Annotated in this window: 17 protein-coding genes and 1 pseudogene; 14 read left to right on the plus strand and 4 right to left on the minus strand. The window is 25.1% G+C overall.

Annotated features, from left to right (window positions below):
- Nucleotides 1-147 precede the first annotated feature (147 nt).
- The 8 genes and pseudogenes from BT993_RS07520 (at nt 148) to BT993_RS05510 (ending at nt 7725) form a co-directional block, all read left to right on the plus strand.
- Nucleotides 148-2082: pseudogene (locus BT993_RS07520) on the plus strand (BglG family transcription antiterminator).
- 13 nt (nt 2083-2095) lie between these two features.
- Nucleotides 2096-2524 carry a PTS sugar transporter subunit IIA gene (locus BT993_RS05480; protein WP_072593587.1) on the plus strand — a complete coding sequence of 143 codons (429 nt, stop codon included), beginning with the start codon at nt 2096-2098 and terminating at the stop codon, nt 2522-2524.
- Nucleotides 2525-2791: a PTS sugar transporter subunit IIB gene (locus BT993_RS05485; protein WP_072593588.1), complete on the plus strand. Its 267-nt coding sequence runs from the start codon at nt 2525-2527 to the stop codon at nt 2789-2791.
- A 19-nt stretch (nt 2792-2810) separates the two neighbouring features.
- Nucleotides 2811-4160: a PTS ascorbate transporter subunit IIC gene (locus BT993_RS05490; protein WP_064581246.1), complete on the plus strand. Its 1350-nt coding sequence runs from the start codon at nt 2811-2813 to the stop codon at nt 4158-4160.
- 13 nt (nt 4161-4173) lie between these two features.
- Nucleotides 4174-4989, plus strand: a complete 816-nt coding sequence (locus BT993_RS05495; protein ID WP_072593589.1) for a transketolase — start codon at nt 4174-4176, stop codon at nt 4987-4989.
- Nucleotides 4989-5948: a transketolase family protein gene (locus BT993_RS05500; RefSeq protein WP_012859150.1), complete on the plus strand. Its 960-nt coding sequence runs from the start codon at nt 4989-4991 to the stop codon at nt 5946-5948. The genes BT993_RS05495 and BT993_RS05500 overlap by 1 nt, the downstream gene beginning before the upstream one ends.
- 176 nt (nt 5949-6124) lie before the next feature.
- Entirely contained in the window at nt 6125-6988 is an 864-nt protein-coding gene (locus BT993_RS05505; protein WP_158007935.1) for an ABC transporter ATP-binding protein, read from the plus strand.
- 2 nt (nt 6989-6990) lie between these two features.
- Entirely contained in the window at nt 6991-7725 is a 735-nt protein-coding gene (locus tag BT993_RS05510; protein WP_064591650.1) for an ABC transporter permease, read from the plus strand.
- Between the two features lie 48 nt (nt 7726-7773).
- Here the strand turns inward: BT993_RS05510 and BT993_RS05515 are convergent, their stop codons facing one another.
- A complete protein-coding gene (locus tag BT993_RS05515) occupies nt 7774-8655 on the minus strand; it encodes an EamA family transporter (protein WP_012859147.1) in 882 nt (293 codons plus the stop codon).
- A 164-nt stretch (nt 8656-8819) separates the two neighbouring features.
- On the opposite strand from BT993_RS05515, the gene sufC reads away from it, so the two are divergent.
- From sufC to BT993_RS05540, 5 genes are all read left to right on the plus strand, one after another.
- On the plus strand, nt 8820-9572 hold the full coding sequence (gene sufC, locus BT993_RS05520; protein ID WP_012859146.1) for a Fe-S cluster assembly ATPase SufC: 753 nt from the start codon (nt 8820-8822) through the stop codon (nt 9570-9572).
- Entirely contained in the window at nt 9572-10987 is a 1416-nt protein-coding gene (gene sufB / locus BT993_RS05525; RefSeq protein ID WP_072593590.1) for a Fe-S cluster assembly protein SufB, read from the plus strand. The genes sufC and sufB overlap by 1 nt, the downstream gene beginning before the upstream one ends.
- Before the next feature lie 9 nt (nt 10988-10996).
- Complete coding sequence (locus BT993_RS05530; protein ID WP_012859144.1) at nt 10997-12118, plus strand: SufD family Fe-S cluster assembly protein; 1122 nt, start codon at nt 10997-10999, stop codon at nt 12116-12118.
- Entirely contained in the window at nt 12118-13320 is a 1203-nt protein-coding gene (locus BT993_RS05535) for a SufS family cysteine desulfurase (protein WP_072593591.1), read from the plus strand. The genes BT993_RS05530 and BT993_RS05535 overlap by 1 nt, the downstream gene beginning before the upstream one ends.
- A gap of 510 nt (nt 13321-13830) precedes the next feature.
- Nucleotides 13831-15030, plus strand: a complete 1200-nt coding sequence (locus tag BT993_RS05540) for an MFS transporter (protein ID WP_072593592.1) — start codon at nt 13831-13833, stop codon at nt 15028-15030.
- A gap of 69 nt (nt 15031-15099) precedes the next feature.
- On the opposite strand, the gene BT993_RS05545 is transcribed toward BT993_RS05540, so the two are convergent.
- From BT993_RS05545 to BT993_RS05555, 3 genes are read right to left on the minus strand one after another with little or no spacing between them, the layout of a single operon-like run.
- A complete protein-coding gene (locus tag BT993_RS05545; protein ID WP_158007936.1) occupies nt 15100-15816 on the minus strand; it encodes a YwaF family protein in 717 nt (238 codons plus the stop codon).
- Nucleotides 15816-17675: a tRNA uridine-5-carboxymethylaminomethyl(34) synthesis enzyme MnmG gene (gene mnmG, locus BT993_RS05550; RefSeq protein WP_072593593.1), complete on the minus strand. Its 1860-nt coding sequence runs from the start codon at nt 17673-17675 to the stop codon at nt 15816-15818. The genes BT993_RS05545 and mnmG overlap by 1 nt, the downstream gene beginning before the upstream one ends.
- Before the next feature lie 12 nt (nt 17676-17687).
- Nucleotides 17688-18644 (minus strand): HAD family hydrolase, encoded by a 957-nt coding sequence (locus BT993_RS05555; RefSeq protein WP_072593594.1) that lies wholly within the window; start codon nt 18642-18644, stop codon nt 17688-17690.
- Nucleotides 18645-18825: 181 nt separating this feature from the next.
- Between BT993_RS05555 and BT993_RS05560 the strand changes: the two genes are divergently transcribed.
- Entirely contained in the window at nt 18826-19026 is a 201-nt protein-coding gene (locus BT993_RS05560; protein ID WP_072593595.1) for a hypothetical protein, read from the plus strand.
- Nucleotides 19027-19059: the final 33 nt, after the last annotated feature.

Below are 19059 nucleotides of genomic sequence, written 5' to 3' on the forward strand. Positions count from 1 at the left end.
ATTTGCTATTAAGTTTGATATAATAAAATAAATATTTTAAGTGATACTTTAAAAAATGAAAGTATCATTTTTTTCATTTTTATGAAAGTATTTACATCTTGGTATTTAAAAAAAATCAAGGTATATTTATAATACAAGGAGATAACTATGATAAATGAAAGAGAAATAAGAATACTTGAAAGACTTTTAGAAGAAAATATTTTAAATCTTGAAAATATTTGTGAGTATTTTAGAGTATCTAAAAGAACTATACAGTATAATCTTAATAATATTAATTATTTTTTATCTAAAAAGGGATTTTCTAAAATTGGAATAAAAAATGGGAATATATTACTTAGTTCAAAACTTGAATTACAGAAATTTTTAGAGATTATTAAGGATAAAGAATATATAAATAGAGATGATAGAATTAGTTTAATATATCTTTATGCTTTATATAATAAAAAGGGATTAAATATTTCAAGTTTATCAAAAAAAATAGATATTTCAAGAAATACTCTTAAATTAGATATGAATTTACTTGATGGTGAAAAATTTGAATATATACATTCAAGAGGATATTTTTTAGATTGGAAAAATAGTAAAAAAATAGAATTTCTTGATGAAATATATGATAAAAAATTATTGCAGAAGTATATAAAAGAAGTTATAGATTTTGAAATAATGAAAAAAGTTGAAGATTTTTTTAAAAAGATTTCTGAAGATATAAAATTTAATATTAATGAGGAAGTATACCAAAAATTAATAATAACTATATATACCATGATAACATTCCCTGAAAAAAATAATGTTATTAATAAATTTATACTAGAGGAAGAAAGAAATAAGATAAGAGAAATATTTGTAGAATACTTTGGAGAACATGTAAGCTTTGAAAAAATATCTGAAATGCTTATAGGTCTATCTATTAATCCAAATCTTGAATCATGGTTAGATGAATCATTTTTAATAAAGAAGATGATAAAGAATGTAGGAGATAAAATAAGAATAGATCTTACAGAAGATAAGGTACTTTATGATTTCTTATTAAGTCATATAAAAGTATCAATATATAGATTAAAAAAAGGAATTAATTTAAAGAATTCTATTTATCAACAATTAGTTTTAAAAGATAATCCTTTACTTCCTATTATTAAAAATTATGTTACTGAAATGGAAGATATATTTGAAATTAAATTTACAGAAATTGAAATTTCACTTATAGCATATCATTTTAAAGCTTCTATAGAAAGAATGAAAACTTTTAATAGAAAAAAAGTCATATTAGTTTGTGGATTAGGTTATGGAACTTCAAGAATACTTGAATATAATTTAAAGGAAAAGTTTGATATAGATATAGTAGATGTGTTACCAGCGTATATGATAGATAAGATAAATTTTAATTTGGATTCAGTGGATTACATAATTTCAACCGTAGATTTAGAAAATTTTGATTTTATTAAAATTAATCCATTGCTTAAGAGCGAAGATTATGAAAAATTAGATAAATTAGATATAAAAAGAAGAAAAGATAAAGTTTTAGTAGATGAGTTATTAGATGAAATAGAAGAAAATGATATAAGTTTTGATAGAAATAAACTTAAAAATGCTTTTTTAAATAAATTTCCAAATATATTAATTGATAGTTTTAGAGGTGAGAGTGAATTAGTTAAAATTTTAAATAAGAATAGTGTGATATTTGAAAAAAGTGTTAATAGTTGGGAAGATGCTATTGAAATATTAGGAAATAATTTAGTTGCTAAATGTTCAGTAACTACTGAATATGTAAATGAAATGAAAAAAATGGTTAAAAAATTAGGACCATATGTTGTAATTGATAATGGTATAGCCTTACCACATGCAAAATAGGAAAATTCAGTAATAGAAACAGATGCAAGTTTATTAATTTTAGAAAATCCAGTAGATTTTGGTAAGGGGAAAAAAGCTAAAGTTCTATTATGTTTTTCAAGTAAAGATAATAAATCTCATTTAGGATTTTTAAGTGATTTCTATAAATTAATTTTAAATAAAGATTTTTTAGAAGATATAAGTAAGATAAAAACTTATGAAAAATTAATGTCATATTTTAGAGAAAAAATATGAGAAAGGGGAAAATATGTTATTTAATAGAAATAATGTAGCTATAGAAGAAAGAGTAGAAAATTGGGAAGAAGCAATAAAAATTGCTGCAATGCCTTTAGTAAAAAGTAAAAATATTAAAGAAGAATATATTTACAAAATGATAGAAGCAGTTAAAAAATTAGGTTTCTATATTGTAATTACTGATGATATAGTTATGCCACATGCAAGACCAGAAGATGGTGTATTAGAAACAGGAGTATCTTTTTTAAAGGTAAATGAAGCAGTAGAATTCGGTAATGATAAATTACATTTAATTTTTGTACTTGCAGCAAAGGATAAGAATACTCATATAGATATAATATCTGAATTACTTGAGATATTTCAAGATAATGATAAAATATCAAAACTTAAAGAAGCTAATAAGTTAGAAGAATTATTAGAAATAATTAATGGAGGTAGATAAATGAAAATTATGGCAGTTTGTGGTTCAGGACTTGGTTCAAGTTTTATGTTAGAAATGAACATAAAAAAGATTTTGGATAAAATTGGATTTGATGCCGAGGTAGAACATTCTGATTTAGCATCAGTTATGATTAATAGTGCTGACTTATTTGTTATGGGAAAAGATATTGCTGAAAGTTCATCATTACCACTTGATAAAGTTGTGATACTTGATAGTATAATATCTATTTCAGAATTAGAAGAAAAATTAATAGAAAAATTAAAATAAGATATTTTAGGAGGTAAATATGAAATCAATATTAAATTTTATTGTTGACATTTTAAAAACACCAGCGATATTAGTTGGACTTATAGCATTAATAGGATTATTGTTACAAAAGAAATCTATAACTGATGTTGTTAAAGGTACGATTAAAACTATTTTAGGTTTCTTAGTATTAGGAGCTGGAGCAAGCTTTTTAGTAGAACAATTAGGACCTATGACTTCAATGTTTGAAAAGGCATTTGCTATTCAGGGAGTTATTCCAAATAATGAGGCAATTATTTCAGTTGCATTAAAAGATTTTGGAACAACTACAGCTTTAATTATGGCTTTAGGTATGCTTGCTAATATTTTAATAGCACGTTTTACTAGGTTAAAATATATATTTTTAACAGGACATCATACTTTATACATGGCAGCCATGATAGCTATTATGTTACATATAGCTGGATTTAATGGAGCTTTATTAATAGTAGTAGGAGCTGTATTATTAGGTTTAACTATGGCAATATTCCCTGCACTTGCTCAGCCTTTTATGAAAGGTATTATTGGAGATGATTCGGTTGCATTTGGACATTTTTCAACTTTAGGATATATTTTATCAGGATATATAGGTAAATTAGTTGGTAAAGGTTCTAAGTCAACAGAAGAAATGAAATTACCTAAAAATTTATCATTTTTAAGAGATTCATCAATTTCTATTTCATTAACTATGATGATTATTTATGTAATTTTAGCAATATTTGCAGGTAAAGATTTTGTAACAACTAATCTTTCAGGTGGAGATAACTATATCATATATGCCTTACTTAAAGGTATAGGATTTGCAGGAGGAGTATATATTATCTTACAAGGTGTTAGATTAATATTAAATGAAATAATTCCAGCATTTAAAGGAATTTCTGAAAAATTAGTTCCTAATGCTAAACCAGCACTAGATTGTCCAATAGTATTTCCTTATGCACCAAATGCAGTATTAATAGGGTTTATCTTTTCATTTTTAGGAGGATTAGTAGGATTATTTATTTTAGGAATATTTAATGCAGTATTAATATTACCAGGAGTAGTACCTCATTTCTTCTGTGGAGCAACAGCAGGAGTATTTGGAAATTCAACAGGTGGAAGACGTGGAGCTATGATAGGAGCTTTTGCAAATGGATTATTATTAACATTCTTACCAGCTATATTATATCCATTATTAGGAAGTTTAGGATATGTAGGAACTACTTTTTCTGATGCTGACTTTGCGATACTTGGAATAATATTAGGGAATGCTTCAAAATTATTAAATCCTACAGTAATTACTATAATAATATCAGTAGTTGTATTAGCATTAATTATTCATAATATATTTGCTAGAGAAAATAAGGAATAAAAGGAAAAAAATTATGATTACTACAAAAGAATTTGCAAGAGAAATAAGAATAAATGTTTTAAAAATGTTAAATAATTTAGGATTTGGACATTATGGTGGTTCACTATCAGTTGTTGAAACACTTGCTGTGTTATATAATGATATAATGAAATATGATAACAAAAATCCTAACTGGGAAGAAAGAGATTATTTTGTACTTTCAAAAGGTCATGCAGGGCCTGCACTTTATTCAGCATTGGCACTTAAAGGATTTTTTGCAAAAGAAGAGTTATTAACATTAAATGTTAATGGAACTAAATTACCATCTCATCCAGATAGATTAAAAACTAGTGGAGTAGATATAACTACAGGATCTTTAGGTCAAGGGATATCTATAGCTACAGGTATAGCAAAAGCTTTAAAAATACAGAAAAAAGAAAATAGAGTATTTACAATAATTGGAGATGGTGAAGCACAAGAGGGACAAGTTTGGGAAGCTATGCAATTTATAGCACATCATAATCTAAATAACCTTATAGTCTTCATAGACTATAATAAGCAACAATTAGATGGATACCTAGAAGATATATGTAAACCATATTTGTTTGAAGAAAAAGTTAAATCATTTGGATTAGAGGCTTTAACTGTTAAGGGTGATGATATAGAAGCTATTAAAAAAGCTATACTTTCACAAGGAGAAAAACCTTTAGTAATAATACTTGATACTATAAAAGGTCAAGGAGTTAGATTTATTGAAACTTTTAAAGGAAATCATCATATAAGAGTTAATGAAGAAGTTAAAAAAGAATTAGAAAAAGCAATAAATGACTTGCAAAGTGAGGTGAAATAATGACACATGTATATAACGGAGAAGCTATGAAAGAAACAATAGAATTAAGAAAGGTTTGTATTGATAAATTTCATGAATTTTTACAAAAAGATAAAGATGTAGTGATTTTAGATGCAGATTTAATGGGTTCTTTAGGTACGGCTTCACTTCAAAAAGAATATAGTGATAGAATAATTAACTGTGGAATTATGGAAGCTCAAGAAATATCTTGTGCATCAGGTATGAAAAGAGCTGGATTAAAACCTTTTGTTCATACATTTACAGCATTTGCAAGTAGAAGATGTTTAGATCAAATTTTCATGTCTTCTCTTTACCAAGATAATCCAATAACAATTATAGCTTCTGATGCTGGAATACAAGCTGTTCATAATGGTGGAACACATATGTCATTTGAAGATATGGGATTAATAAGAGGACTTGCAGGAACTACAGTTATAGAACCTACAGATTCTACTGTACTTAAAGCAGTACTTGATGAAGTGTATAATAAAAATGACAAATTTTATTGGATAAGACTTACAAGAAAAAATGTATTTAAGGTATATGAAGAAGATGCTAAAATTGAAATAGGTAAAGCAAATTTAATTCAACATGGAAAAGATGTTACTATTATAGCTAATGGAATGATGGTTCATAATGCTAGAATTGCAGCTAAAAAATTGGAAGAAGAGGGAATAAATGTAACATTACTTGATATGTTTACATTAAAACCTATAGATAAAGATGCAATTATTAAATATTGTAAGGATACTAAACTTGTAGTAACTGCTGAAAATCATAGCATAACTAATGGACTTGGTTCAGCTGTTGCAGAAGTTCTTTCAGAAAACTGTCCAACTAAACTTGTTAGAGTAGGTGTTAAGGAAAGATACGGTCAAGTTGGAACTTTAGAATTTTTAGAAAAAGAATATGAATTAAGTGCAGATGATATTTATAGGGCAATAAAAGATAATTTATAATAAACAAATGGGTCTTCTATGATATAATAAAAATATTAAAGAAGACCTATTGTTATGTAAAAAAGTAATATAGAAATTAAGATTTTTATTTAAAATTTACCGTGTTGATTGTTTTTTAAAAAGAAATAAAGTATAATTTAATACAAGACTAATTAAGGAAATGTATAGGAGAAATGATGAGTAGCATAATAAAAATAGAACATCTATTTAAAAATTATGGAAATAAAGCAGTATTAAAGGATATAAATTTAGAAATAAATCAAGGAGAAATTTTATCTATACTAGGTAAAAATGGAGTTGGTAAGACAACTTTATTAAGCATAATTTTAAAAATGATAGAAGCTAGTAGTGGGAATATTAAATTTAGAAATGTGGATATAAGGGATATAAATAACAAAAAATATTATTCAGACATTAATATAGTTTTAGAAAATAGTCAAAATATTTATTACTATATGACAGGCCTTGAAAATATACTGTACTTTGGTTCTCTATATGGATATAGTAAAGAAAAGATTTTAAATAATGTAAATAATTGGATAGATTTATTTGATTTAAGAGATGATATAAATGAAAAACTATCAATTTATTCAAGAGGAATGATACAAAAATTAAGTATAATAATTGCCTTAATAAACAAGCCTAAATTGTTACTTTTAGATGAACCAACGCTAGGATTAGATGTTTATTCTAAAAGAAAAATGATGGATATGATAAAAATATTATCTGAAAAAGAAAATATAACTATAATATTAACAACTCATCAAATGGATATTGTTGAATATTTAGATAGTAAATTAATATTGTTAGATAAGGGTGAGGTTGTTTATGTAGGAAGAATAGATGATTTAAAAACAAAATATACTACTAAACAATATATAGTAAAATATAGTATAGATGATATAACATATGAAGAAAAAATTTTAAAAGAAAATTTTGAAGAAATATATATGTATTTAAAATCAAAAAAAGTTGATGAAATATATGAAATTAAAAAGTATGAAAAAAGTTTAGAAGAATTAATTTTAGAAATGGAGTAAGAATGTATAATATTTTTTTAGGAGAAATTAAAAGGTATTTTTTAGAAATAAAGACCTATTACCCAGATTATATAGTAAGTTTGGTTATAAGTTTAATACTATACTTAATATTATTTGGATTTGAAACAGAAAATACTAAATATATAGGTTATATATACTGGGTGTTAGCAAGTTCTGTATTATCAGAAGCTTCGATATCTATCTCATCAGAAAAACAAGCAGGAACTATAAAAAATTTAATTATTAAACCTTACTCTATATTAACTATTATGACATTTAGAACTATATCATGGTTAATAATAAATTTTAGTAAAATAGTATTGATATTACTAATATTAAAATATGTATTTCAGTTAAATTTAATGTTTAACATATTATTAATACCTATTTTAATAATTACATTGATTTCTATTTATGGATTTTCTTTGATTTTAATGACACTTACTATTGTATATACTAAAACTGCATCATTTGAATCTGTAATTAGTTATATATTGCTGTTTTTATCTGGTTCAGTATATTCAGTAGAAAAAATGCCTTTAATAATTCAATATATTACAAATTATTTTCCTTTAACATTAGGAATAAAAATTAGTAATCATATTTTAAGTGGTGAATTGGTTAATTTAAATGAAATATTAATCTTAATAATAGATAGTATAATATACCTACTTTTAGGATATATATTATTTAAGAAAATAATTAAAAATAATGAAAAATATAATCAAAGATATTAAGTAAATAAAGAGGCTCAAAATTAGAAAAATCTATTTTGAACCTCTATTTTAATCTTCAAATATTGAAATAATAGTTATAGACCCTATTAATAAAATAGCACCTATTAATTGTATTAAAGTTAAATGTGTTCCTAAAAATATTATCCCTATAATTATTGCAACTATAGGCTCTACTGCTCCTAGTAAAGATGTAGTTGCAGGATGAATATATTTAGTACTTTCTAAGAAAAGATAAAATGGTATAGCATTACCTAAAACAACATTAGATAAAAAAGTAATAAATATATCTAATTTTAAAAGTTCTCTAAAATTACTGTAGTCTATAAAAGGGATAAATATTAATGAACCTATTATCATTCCACACCCTATAACTATAGTATTATCAATCTTTTTAAACTTACTGATATATAGGATATAGAATGCAAAAGTAAATGCTGCAATTAAACCGTAAATAAGTGAAATTGGACTAACATTTAAATTATTAAGACTACCACTAGTTATCATTAAAAACATTCCGTATAGTGCAACGCTAACGAGTATACTTTTCTTAATACTAGGTAAAGTTTTAGTTACATAACTTAAATAAACTAGTACTATAGTTGGAGTAATATATTGCATAAGTGTTGCAAATGCTGCATTTGAATTGTTGATAGTCTGAGCAAAAGAATACTGTAATAATGCAATTCCAAAAATACCATAAACAATTATTTTTTTTAAATATTTTTTTGAAAAAAGAATTTTATTTAATCCTTTAGTCCCTTTCGTATAGACACCATATCCAACTAAAATAATACCTGTTAAAAACATTCTTAAAAATGTATATGTATTTACATTGAAATTTGAATTACTAAATATATATTCAGCTAAACTTCCTGACACTCCCCATAAAAAAGCAGCAATAAATGCCATAATAATTCCTAATTTTTTCATATATATCTCTCCTTAATTTTCTTTAAATATATTAGCATAAATAATAAAAAAAATAAATAATAATAAAGTTAGTTTTTTGATTTTATAACTAAAATGATATATAATATAGTTAACATATAAATTTGTATTATCAAAATATTTGATAAGAAAAGTAAGGAGGAAATGTGGAATTATTAAAAGTAGAAAATTTACATGCTGGAATAGAAGATAAAAAGATAATAAAAGGATTAGATTTAGTAATTAATAAGGGAGAAGTACATGTTATAATGGGTCCAAATGGTGCAGGAAAATCGACTCTTGCCTCTATATTAATAGGACATCCTAAATATGAAGTTAGTCAAGGGAAAATAGTGTTAGAGGGAGAGGAAATACAAGAATCTCTCGTTGATGAAAGAGCAAGAAAAGGAATATTTTTATCATTTCAATATCCTGAGGAAATACCAGGGCTTACAGTTGAGGATTTTTTAAGGTCTGCTAAAGAAGCTGTAAGTGGAGAAAAACAATATATTTTAAGATTTAACAGGTTATTAAAAGAAAAAATGGCACAATTAAAAATGGATGAAAGTTATGCAAATAGATATTTAAATGTAGGATTTTCAGGAGGAGAAAAGAAAAAAAATGAAATACTACAAATGGCAATATTAGAACCAAAGCTTGCTATACTTGATGAAACTGATTCAGGACTTGATAGAGATGCTACAAAAATTGTATTTGAAGGTGTAAAAACATTGAAATCTACTGATAAATCTATGTTAATAATTACACACTATAACAAGGTATTAGAATATTTAGAACCTGATTTTGTCCATATATTAATGGACGGTAGAATAGTTAAAACTGGTGGAAAAGAATTAGTTGAATTTATAGAAACTCATGGTTATGAAAAATTAAGAAAAGAGTTTTTAGGTGATAATTAATGGAAACTACAAAAAAGACATATATTGCTGATATTGAACGTGGAATATATGATGTAAAAGATGAAATGAAGCATAAGTTTACTACAGGAAAAGGATTAGATGAAAATGTAGTTAAAAGAATATCTGAAAAGAAAAATGAACCTGAATGGATGCTTGAAAAAAGATTACATGCTTTAAAAATATTTTTTGAAAAACCTATGCCTACTTGGAGTACTGACCTTTCAGATTTAGATATAAATGAAATAGTTCATTATTTAGAAACTGAGTCAGAAAACATGAATTCTTCTTGGGAAGATGTCCCAGAATATATTAAAAAAACTTTTGATAGATTGGGTATACCTGAGGCAGAAAAAAAATCTCTTGCAGGAGTTGGAGCCCAATATGATTCAAATGTAGTTTATCATAGTTTAAATGAAGAATTAAAATCAAAGGGAGTTATATATACAGATATAGAAACAGCTATAGTTGAACATGAGGAATTAATAAAAAAATATTTCATGACTTTAATTAAACCAGAAGATCATAAATTTGCTGCATTACATGGTGCAGTTTGGTCAGGAGGGTCTTTTGTTTATGTACCTAAAGGAGTAAAGATTGAAAAACCATTACAATCATATTTTAGATTAAATGCTTCAGAGTCAGGACAATTTGAACATACTTTAATTATAGTTGAAGAGGGGGCAGAATTACATTTCATTGAGGGGTGTTCAGCACCTAAGTATTATAGAAATGCTTTACATGCAGGAGCAGTAGAATTATTTGTTGCTAAAAATGCTAAATTACGTTATTCAACTATAGAAAATTGGTCAAAAAATTTATATAACCTAAATACAAAAAGAGCTATAGTAGAAGAACATGGAACTATAGAGTGGATATCAGGTTCTTTTGGTTCACGTGTTACTAATCTATACCCTATGAGTATATTAAATGGTGTTGGTGCATCTTGTGAATTTACAGGAGTTACTTTTGCTGCAGCTGGTCAATTTTTAGATACAGGTTGTAAAATTATACATGCAGCACCATATACTACTTCAAATGTGTCATCAAAATCTATTTCAAAAAATGGTGGTGGAGCTTTTTATAGATCACTTCTTAAAGTAGTTCCAGGAGCTCATCACTGTAAAGCAACAGCAGAATGTGAGTCATTAATGCTTGATAATAATGGGTCAGCATCTCATACTATGCCAATAATAGAGGTAAATACTGATGATATAGATATAGGTCATGAGGCAAGTATAGGAAGAATAAGTGATGAGGCAATATTTTACTTAATGAGTAGAGGACTTTCAGAAGATGAGGCTAAATTAATGATAATAAGAGGGTTTGTAGAACCAATATCTAAGGAATTACCTCTTGAATATGCAGTTGAACTTAATAAGTTAATAGAATTAGAATTAGAAGGGACTATAGGGTAGGTGATATAGATGAAAGAGAAAAAATATTCAGCAAGATTACAAGAAACTATAGACCTGTTAAAATCAGCAGTTGCAGAAGAGTCTAAGAAAGCAAGTAAAAAAGAAGTTGACATGTCATTTAATAAACCTGTATGGAATAGAATGAAATATACTGTACAAGGTGTAGAAAAAATTGAAAATTTTAATGGATTAAAAATTCAAAATTTAGATAATATAAATATAGAAGTAAGTGAAAATGTATTTACAAAATTAAGAATTTCAAACTATTTTAAGTATGAATCTGAAAATTATGCAAATTTAAAAAAGAGAATATTAATCAAAGGTGAAATTAAAGAAAAAATATATATAACTATGGAATTAAGCAAGGAAAATCCACATTTAGTTGATGTATTTAACATAGAACTTGAGGAAAATGCTAAAGCTAAAATATATATTATTTATAAAGGGATAGATAATGAAAGTACTTATCATAATGGGTATATTAATGTTAAAGCAAATAAAGGTTCTAACTTAGAATTAATAACTATACAAACATTAAATGTTAATTCTGAAAATTTTTTAGGAGTAGATATAGATGTTAAAGAAGATGCAGATGTTAAACACTATAGTGTAGAATTTGGTGGTATGGCAAATGTAACTTCAGTATCATCGAATTTATTAGAAAACAGGGCAAAATCACTTCTTTTACCAGTATATTTATCTGATATGGAAAGAAAAACAGATTATGAATATACATTAAATTTTCATGGGAGAGAATGTGTTGCAGATATAGATGCAAGAGGAGTAACTAAAGATAGGGCAATAAAAGTGTTTAGAGGTAATTTAGTATTTGAAAGATTTTCTTCAAAATCTGCTGGTTCAGAATCTGAGTTTTCTATACTTTTAGATAAAACAGTCAACGCTCATTCTATACCAACTTTATTCTGTGATGAAGATGATGTAATAGGGGCACATTCTGCAAGTATAGGTAAAATAGATCAAGATAAACTATTTTACTTAATGAGCAGAGGATTTGATTCTAAAAGTGCTAAAAAACTTGTGGTAGAATCATCGTTTGGGCCTGTATTTAATGCTATAGAAGATGAGGACATGGTAGGAGAATTGAAAGAAATCTTGGAAAGAAGATTATAATGGATGAAATAAAAAAAGATTTCCCTATATTTAAAAAAAGGGATATAGCATATTTAGATAATGCTTCAACTACACAAAAACCACAGGAAGTTATAAATGAGATATATAATTACTATTTAGAAACTAATGGTAATGCTGGTAGAGGCTCTCATGAACTTTCTATGATAAATCAAGCTATAATGGAATCTACTAGAAAAAAAGTGGCAAATTTTGTAGGTGTAAGCGATGAAAAAAATATAGTTTTTACAAAGGGAAGTACTGAGGGATTAAATATTATAGCTTTTGGTTACGCACTAGAAAATTTAAGTGAGGGAGATGAAATAGTACTTGCAATATCTAATCATCATTCTAATATAGTTCCATGGCAAGAAGTGGCTAGAATAAAGAAATTAAAAATAAGATATCTTTATTTAGATAAATTTGGTAATTTAGATATTAGAGAACTTCCTTATTTATTTAATTCTAAAACTAAAATAATAAGTATTTCAAGTGTTGTAAATACAACTGGTGTAATACAAAATTTTAGAGAAGTTATAGAAATGGCTCATAGATATGATGTGAAAGTAGTGCTTGATTGTGCCCAATCTATAGCTCACTTTAAACATGAATTTGAAAAATGGGATGTAGATTTTGCAGTATTTTCAGGGCATAAAATGTTTTCAGTTCAAGGTGTTGGAATACTTTATGGTAAAATGGAATTACTAAAAGATACTAGACCTTTTATTTATGGTGGAGATATGGTTGAATATGTAGAAGAAAGTGGATCAAGTTATAAGGAAAGTCCATATAAGTTTGAGGGTGGAACTCAAAATGTAGAAGCAATTTTAAGCTTGGTAAAGGCTATAGAATACATAGAAAAAATAGGGTATGAAAGACTACAAAAGTCAGAAGAAAAACTTATGATGTATGCTACTTTTGCAATTAATACATTAGATTTTGTGGAAACATATTATACAGAAAATGTTGAAAAAGTAGGAATAATTGCATTTAATGTTAAAGGTGTTCATTCACATGACACGGCTTTTATACTAGATAATAAAGGTGTTGCAGTTAGATCTGGACAACATTGTACAGCTCCATTACTTTCATTTATGGGAATAAATTCATGTTGTAGAGTTAGTTTAGGAGTGTATAATGATGAAAAGGATATAGATAGATTAATTGAGGGTTTATTTGAAGTGAAAAAAATATTTGAAAGATAATTAGGTTCAGAAATAGTTAAAAAGTAGAGAATTTCTAAAATTATAGAAATTCTTTTTTTTTGATGAAATTTTTATATCAAGACTTTAATAAATATATATTTTATACGATATTGAACTAATACTCTTACCATTAATCATTATACTTAAGTTTTTTAATAAATCGGTATAAAGACTTAAAATATATCAGATTTTAAAATATAAAATTTAAAAAATATATACTTTTTTGAATATTAGATTGTGTATAAGTTCTAAGATAAAATTTAGTTCAAGTATTTATATTATTAATGATTATGATTCGAAATATATATTTTACATATTTATTGATGATGTGATATAATCTGCGTAATACTATATTAAAGGATATATAGAAACAAAAATGAACATAACGCTATATTTAAGTAAAAAAAATTTTTAAATTAATATATAATAATTTAAGTGATAATATAGGTGAAAATTATTTTGAAACATTTTTAAAAGAGTTAATTGAACTCGGAATTTTGGTGGAATTATTTGATTAAAAAACTTACTAAACAAGAAAAATTTATGTATTTAAACTCTTTATTTCCTAGAAATGCTTTGCTTGATTTTATTTTCGTAACATTTTATATAACTAAACTATCAATTACTATAGATAAGTATCTATATTTAGATACATTATTATTTGTATTAATAACAGCTTTTGAAATGCCAAGTGGATATATTTCAGATTTATTTGGTAGAAAAAGAATATTAATTTTAGGTAAGCTTATACTTGTATTTTCAATGATAGGTCTATTATTTTCAACTAATTTTTTACATGGAGTTTTAGTTATTATTTTTTATTCAATAGGAGCGGCATTAGCCTCTGGGAATACAGAAGCAATTTTATTTGAATATTATTCTGACACAGATCAATTGAATAAATACAAAGTTATTCTAACAAATGTTAGTAGTATTAGTTTGACATTAGGGATAGTATTATCATTTCTAAGTGGAATTATTTTTAAATTTAATATACAATACATAATTTATTTAGATATTATTATATACACAATCAACATATTAGCTACAATATATTTTTTAGAAGAAAGTAAAATAAAAGTTAGAAAAAATGAGAAAGAAGATAAAAAAGAGGATAATAAGGTTAAAGAATTTGTTGATATAAAGGTAATCATTAGTTTTGTAATAACATCATTTATTTTTGTTTTTTTCAGAAGTACATATAACTTTTATCAACCTATTTATACAGACTTTGGTATTGATGTAAAATATTTTGGTATGTTTACAGTATTATTTAGTATTATAGGGGTAATAACAAACCAAATTTTAAAAAAATACTTCATAAAAAAAATTAAATATAATAATTTATCAATAATGAAGATATATATTTCAATATTATTTACTAGTTTTTTAATAATGTATTCAAAATCTAGCTTTATTTTATTCATGATATTTATTTGTATACAACAAGTTATACGATATATTGAGGGTAATATAGTTACAATATATGTAAATAAGAAAATACCTGAAAATACTAAATATAGGACGACATATTTATCTATACAACACTTTATTACTACAGGTTTAATTTCTATGACATTAATTTTTTCAAGTTACATATTAAAATTTTTAAGTATGTATACAACTTTTTTTATACTTTCATTAATTTTTACATTATTAGTAGCCATATTAATACTAGTATTAAAAAGAATGGAATTAAAAATAAATTGAAAATGGTGTATAAACATAAAAATTAAATAATTGAGGGATTGTTCCAAATTTTAGAACAACCCCTTTTTATTATATTATAACTTCTTCTAAATCTTCTTTTTGATTGTTTACAAATGGCAGATACATAAGTAGCATAGATAAAGTAAATAGTCCTGTTAGAGCTATTTGATAAAACCAGAATGGTTTGATAAAGCTTACTGCTCCTATTATATAATCTGACATAAACATGTAGTTAGTACCATAAATTCCATTCCATAAAAATGCGAATCCTATTAATCCAAAATAACCAACTATAGATGTTATTAATCCATTTAATGTAACCCTTTCATCTAAATGTATAAATGCGTAAAATACTGCAAATATCTCAAACATATGACTAGCTATAAAAGAATAGACATATAATGATGAATGATATGTTGAAAATCCTGGTATTATTACAGCAATTATAGCTCCTGAAAACCAAAAATATACAAAATTAAAGTAAAGTCTTTTTCTTGTAATAAAAAATATACCTGCAAAAATAAGTGAAACATTACATAAATTAAATGGCATAGTATTGTACCAAACATCATTTTCAAAATGAATTCTGTAAAGAGAATCTACAAGTTTTATAGCTAAACACAAAATACCTATAAATGTTGTATATTTACCTTTTTCTATTCCTTTAAATAAATATGGTATTAATAATAAAATAATAGATATTATTAATAAAACAAAAACGGGTTTTAAATGGTCATGTGAAAAAAATGTTAAATGATATTCACCTCTGGTAATAATATTAAACACTATTTAACCTCCTTTAGTATAGAAACTAGTATAGCTATATCATTATAAGTAACACCACTTATTCTAGTTGCCTGTCCAATGTTTTTTGGTTTAGTATAACTTAAACCACTTATAGCTATATTTGATAATCCTTTTACTATCTCATAATTAAAATTTTCAGGAATAGTTATATTTTCAAGTTTTTTAAATTTTTCAATTTGATTTCTTTCTCTTTCAATAAATATTCTATATTTAGCTTCTATCTCAACTTGTTCTTTAGAAATTTCAGATAAATCTTTTGTTTCAATAAACAATTTTAAATTTTCATAATTTATTTCTTGTCTTCCTAAAAATTCAAATGCGTTCATTACGTTATTATGAGATGAATTTTTATTTATCCCCTTAAGTATATCATTATTTTCTTTATTTGGGTAGATTTTTATTTCTTTTAATCTTTCTATCTCATCTGATATAGTTTTTATATTATCTTCAAGTTCTTTTAATTTATCTTTATCTAAAAGACCTATTTCTTTAGATTTTTCAAGTAATCTAATAAATACATTATCTTGTCTTAAGGTTAATCTATATTCTGCACGAGATGGAAGAACTCTATATGGTTCTGGAGTTTCTTTATTTATAATATCATCTATTAATACGCCTATATATCCTTCATCACGAGAGATTATAATAGGGTCTTTTCCATCTATTTTTCTAGCGGCATTTACCCCAGCAATAAATCCTTGAGCAGCAGCTTCTTCATATCCACTAGTACCATTAATAGTCCCAGCTTGGAAAAGATTTTCTATAATCTTAGATTCAAGAGAAAAATTTAATTGTCTTGCTGGAATAAAATCATATTCAACAGCGTAACCATATCTTAAAATTTTAGCATTTTCTAAACCTTTAATAGTTTTAATAAGTTTTTCTTGTGCAAATGGAGGCATAGCTGTTGTAAATCCATTCACATAAATTTCATCACTTTCTCTTGATTCTTGTTCAAGAAATATTTGATGATCAGTTTTATCAGGAAAATTCATAATTTTTCTATCAAGTGATGGACAATGTCTTGGTCCTTTTGTTGAAACTATCCCTGTAACTATTGGTGAATATTTAAGTAATTCTTGTCCAACTTTTATAGTTTCTTCTGTTGTAAATGTAAGCCAAGTTTCAAGTGGCTTTTCATCTGTTTTATTAGTCATATATGAAAAATATCTTGGATTAGTTTCACCATGTAATTTTTCTAATATATCTAAATTCATACTTTTTTTATCTATTCTAGGTGGAGTAGCAGTTTGATATCTATCCATTTCTATTCCATATTTTACTAAATTATCTGGTAAAGAATTACTTGCTTTTTCTCCTTGTCTTCCAGCAGAATATTTAACATCTCCTATAATATATTCTCCATTTAAGAAAGTCCCTGTACAAAGTATTACTGCTTTTGCAGAATACTTAAGACCTAGAGCATCAATTACCCCTATAATTTTTTTATTATCATCAAGTATTAAATCTTCAACCATATTTTGTATTACATCAAGATTATTTTCTTTTTCTATGATTTCTCTCATTTTAATTCTATACCAATATTTATCAGCTTGAGCTCTAGTTATTTTAGCTGCAAGTCCTTTAGTATGATTTAAGTTTTTAAGTTGTAAATTATATTTATCTATATGTATAGCCATTTGACCACCAAGCATACCTATTTCACTAACTATGTGTGATTTACCCGGTCCACCTATGGCAGGATTACAACTCATCATTGCAATATTATCTAGGTATATAGTAAAAAGAGCAACTTTTTTACCAAGTCTTGCTGCTGAAAGTGATGCTTCAACTCCAGCATGTCCTGCTCCTACTACTATAATATCATAGTTTTGCATAAATCCTCCTTATTATAAAGTGATACTTTTTTCAGCATCAATAAAAATTCCAATAGTTTCATCTACAGGTTGTTTTAAAAATCTATCACTGTTTAATTCAAACAATTCTTTAAATTTTCCTGTTCGATTTCTATCTATAATTAACGAAATTTCAGTTTCATCATATTCTGTTAACATATGATAATCACCCATACTATCACCAGCTATAAATGCTGGAGCTTTATTGTATTTTGGATAAATATATTTTTCAATTACCTCTACTTTCCCCTCATAAAATGTTTTTATACTTTCTTTTTGAAATTCACCTGTAATTTTATCATTTTTAATTTCTAATTCTCTACCATAGATTTTTTTAATATACTTATTTAAAGGTTTTAATACCTCTTCAACTTGAAATCTTGGAGAACCAGAAATTACATATACATCTATATTATTCTCATGAAATTCTTTAATTAATTCTGCCATTTCTTTTGATATTGAAAGTCCTGTTTTGTATGTAGAAATATTGTTCTCATATATCCAATTTTCATGACTAAATTCAAGTGAGTTGTGATAATTAATAGCCTTTTGTATTAACTCTCTTAGTTCCTCTTCTTTCATATCAATGAAAAAAATAGTTGTAATATCAAAGGAATCATACTTGAAAAAAAGATATTCAACTAAATCCTCAACATTTGCTAAAAATTCTAAATATGTATCACTTGTATTTTCTGAAATATATGCTCTTTCAAATATTTCTAAAAATTCATCTGATATATTTTTTTCATTTGGAAAATTTCTGTACAAGAAATCTTTAAACATTTTTGGAGTAGTTTTATACTTTTTAAACTTTAATATATAATGAATAAGTGCAAATTGTATATCATTCATTAAAATGGTATTATCACAATCAAATATAGCATAATGCCCATTATTTTTATTTTTTTTAATAAATTCATCTATTTTATTTTTGATATTTTCTTTCCACATAATACATCCTTTTTATTTGATATATACAATTATACTATATATATATTTAAAATACAACCATAGAGAATTATGATATATAAAGTGAAAAAAATGACAATTCTTAAAAAAATTTGCAAAATTGATTAAAAAGTGTATAATATATTATAATAAAAAGAAAAATAAAAGAAATAGGAGGATAGCTATGGGTATTAAAAAAGGAAGTAAAAGACCTTGGGATATATGGAAACATAAAGATGAAAGTGAATTTAGAAATATCAATATAGGGATAAGACTAAATAAAGAAGAGTATGGAAGATTAGTAAATGCTAAGAAAAAAATTAATTACACAATAGCAGATATACTTCTTTTAGGAATAGAGGTAATAGAAAAAGATAAATATTAATTAGGCTGTTTTAAATGAGAGTGTGAAAAAAAG

The sequence above is a fragment of the Streptobacillus ratti genome (assembly GCF_001891165.1).
Lineage (GTDB): Bacteria > Fusobacteriota > Fusobacteriia > Fusobacteriales > Leptotrichiaceae > Streptobacillus > Streptobacillus ratti.

Excerpts from the sequence above, each read along its gene's own strand:
- BT993_RS05495 (WP_072593589.1), top strand. The coding sequence starts at position 4,174 with ATGATTACTACAAAAGAATTTGCAAGAGAAATAAGAATAAATGTTTTA.
- BT993_RS05510 (WP_064591650.1), top strand. The coding sequence starts at position 6,991 with ATGTATAATATTTTTTTAGGAGAAATTAAAAGGTATTTTTTAGAAATA.
- BT993_RS05560 (WP_072593595.1), top strand. The coding sequence starts at position 18,826 with ATGGGTATTAAAAAAGGAAGTAAAAGACCTTGGGATATATGGAAACAT.
- sufB (WP_072593590.1), top strand. The coding sequence starts at position 9,572 with ATGGAAACTACAAAAAAGACATATATTGCTGATATTGAACGTGGAATA.
- BT993_RS05485 (WP_072593588.1), top strand. The coding sequence starts at position 2,525 with ATGAAAATTATGGCAGTTTGTGGTTCAGGACTTGGTTCAAGTTTTATG.
- BT993_RS05535 (WP_072593591.1), top strand. The coding sequence starts at position 12,118 with ATGGATGAAATAAAAAAAGATTTCCCTATATTTAAAAAAAGGGATATA.
- BT993_RS05515 (WP_012859147.1), bottom strand. The coding sequence starts at position 8,655 with ATGAAAAAATTAGGAATTATTATGGCATTTATTGCTGCTTTTTTATGG.
- BT993_RS05490 (WP_064581246.1), top strand. The coding sequence starts at position 2,811 with ATGAAATCAATATTAAATTTTATTGTTGACATTTTAAAAACACCAGCG.
- BT993_RS05480 (WP_072593587.1), top strand. The coding sequence starts at position 2,096 with ATGTTATTTAATAGAAATAATGTAGCTATAGAAGAAAGAGTAGAAAAT.
- BT993_RS05500 (WP_012859150.1), top strand. The coding sequence starts at position 4,989 with ATGACACATGTATATAACGGAGAAGCTATGAAAGAAACAATAGAATTA.
- mnmG (WP_072593593.1), bottom strand. The coding sequence starts at position 17,675 with ATGCAAAACTATGATATTATAGTAGTAGGAGCAGGACATGCTGGAGTT.
- BT993_RS05555 (WP_072593594.1), bottom strand. The coding sequence starts at position 18,644 with ATGTGGAAAGAAAATATCAAAAATAAAATAGATGAATTTATTAAAAAA.
- BT993_RS05505 (WP_158007935.1), top strand. The coding sequence starts at position 6,125 with ATGAGTAGCATAATAAAAATAGAACATCTATTTAAAAATTATGGAAAT.
- BT993_RS05530 (WP_012859144.1), top strand. The coding sequence starts at position 10,997 with ATGAAAGAGAAAAAATATTCAGCAAGATTACAAGAAACTATAGACCTG.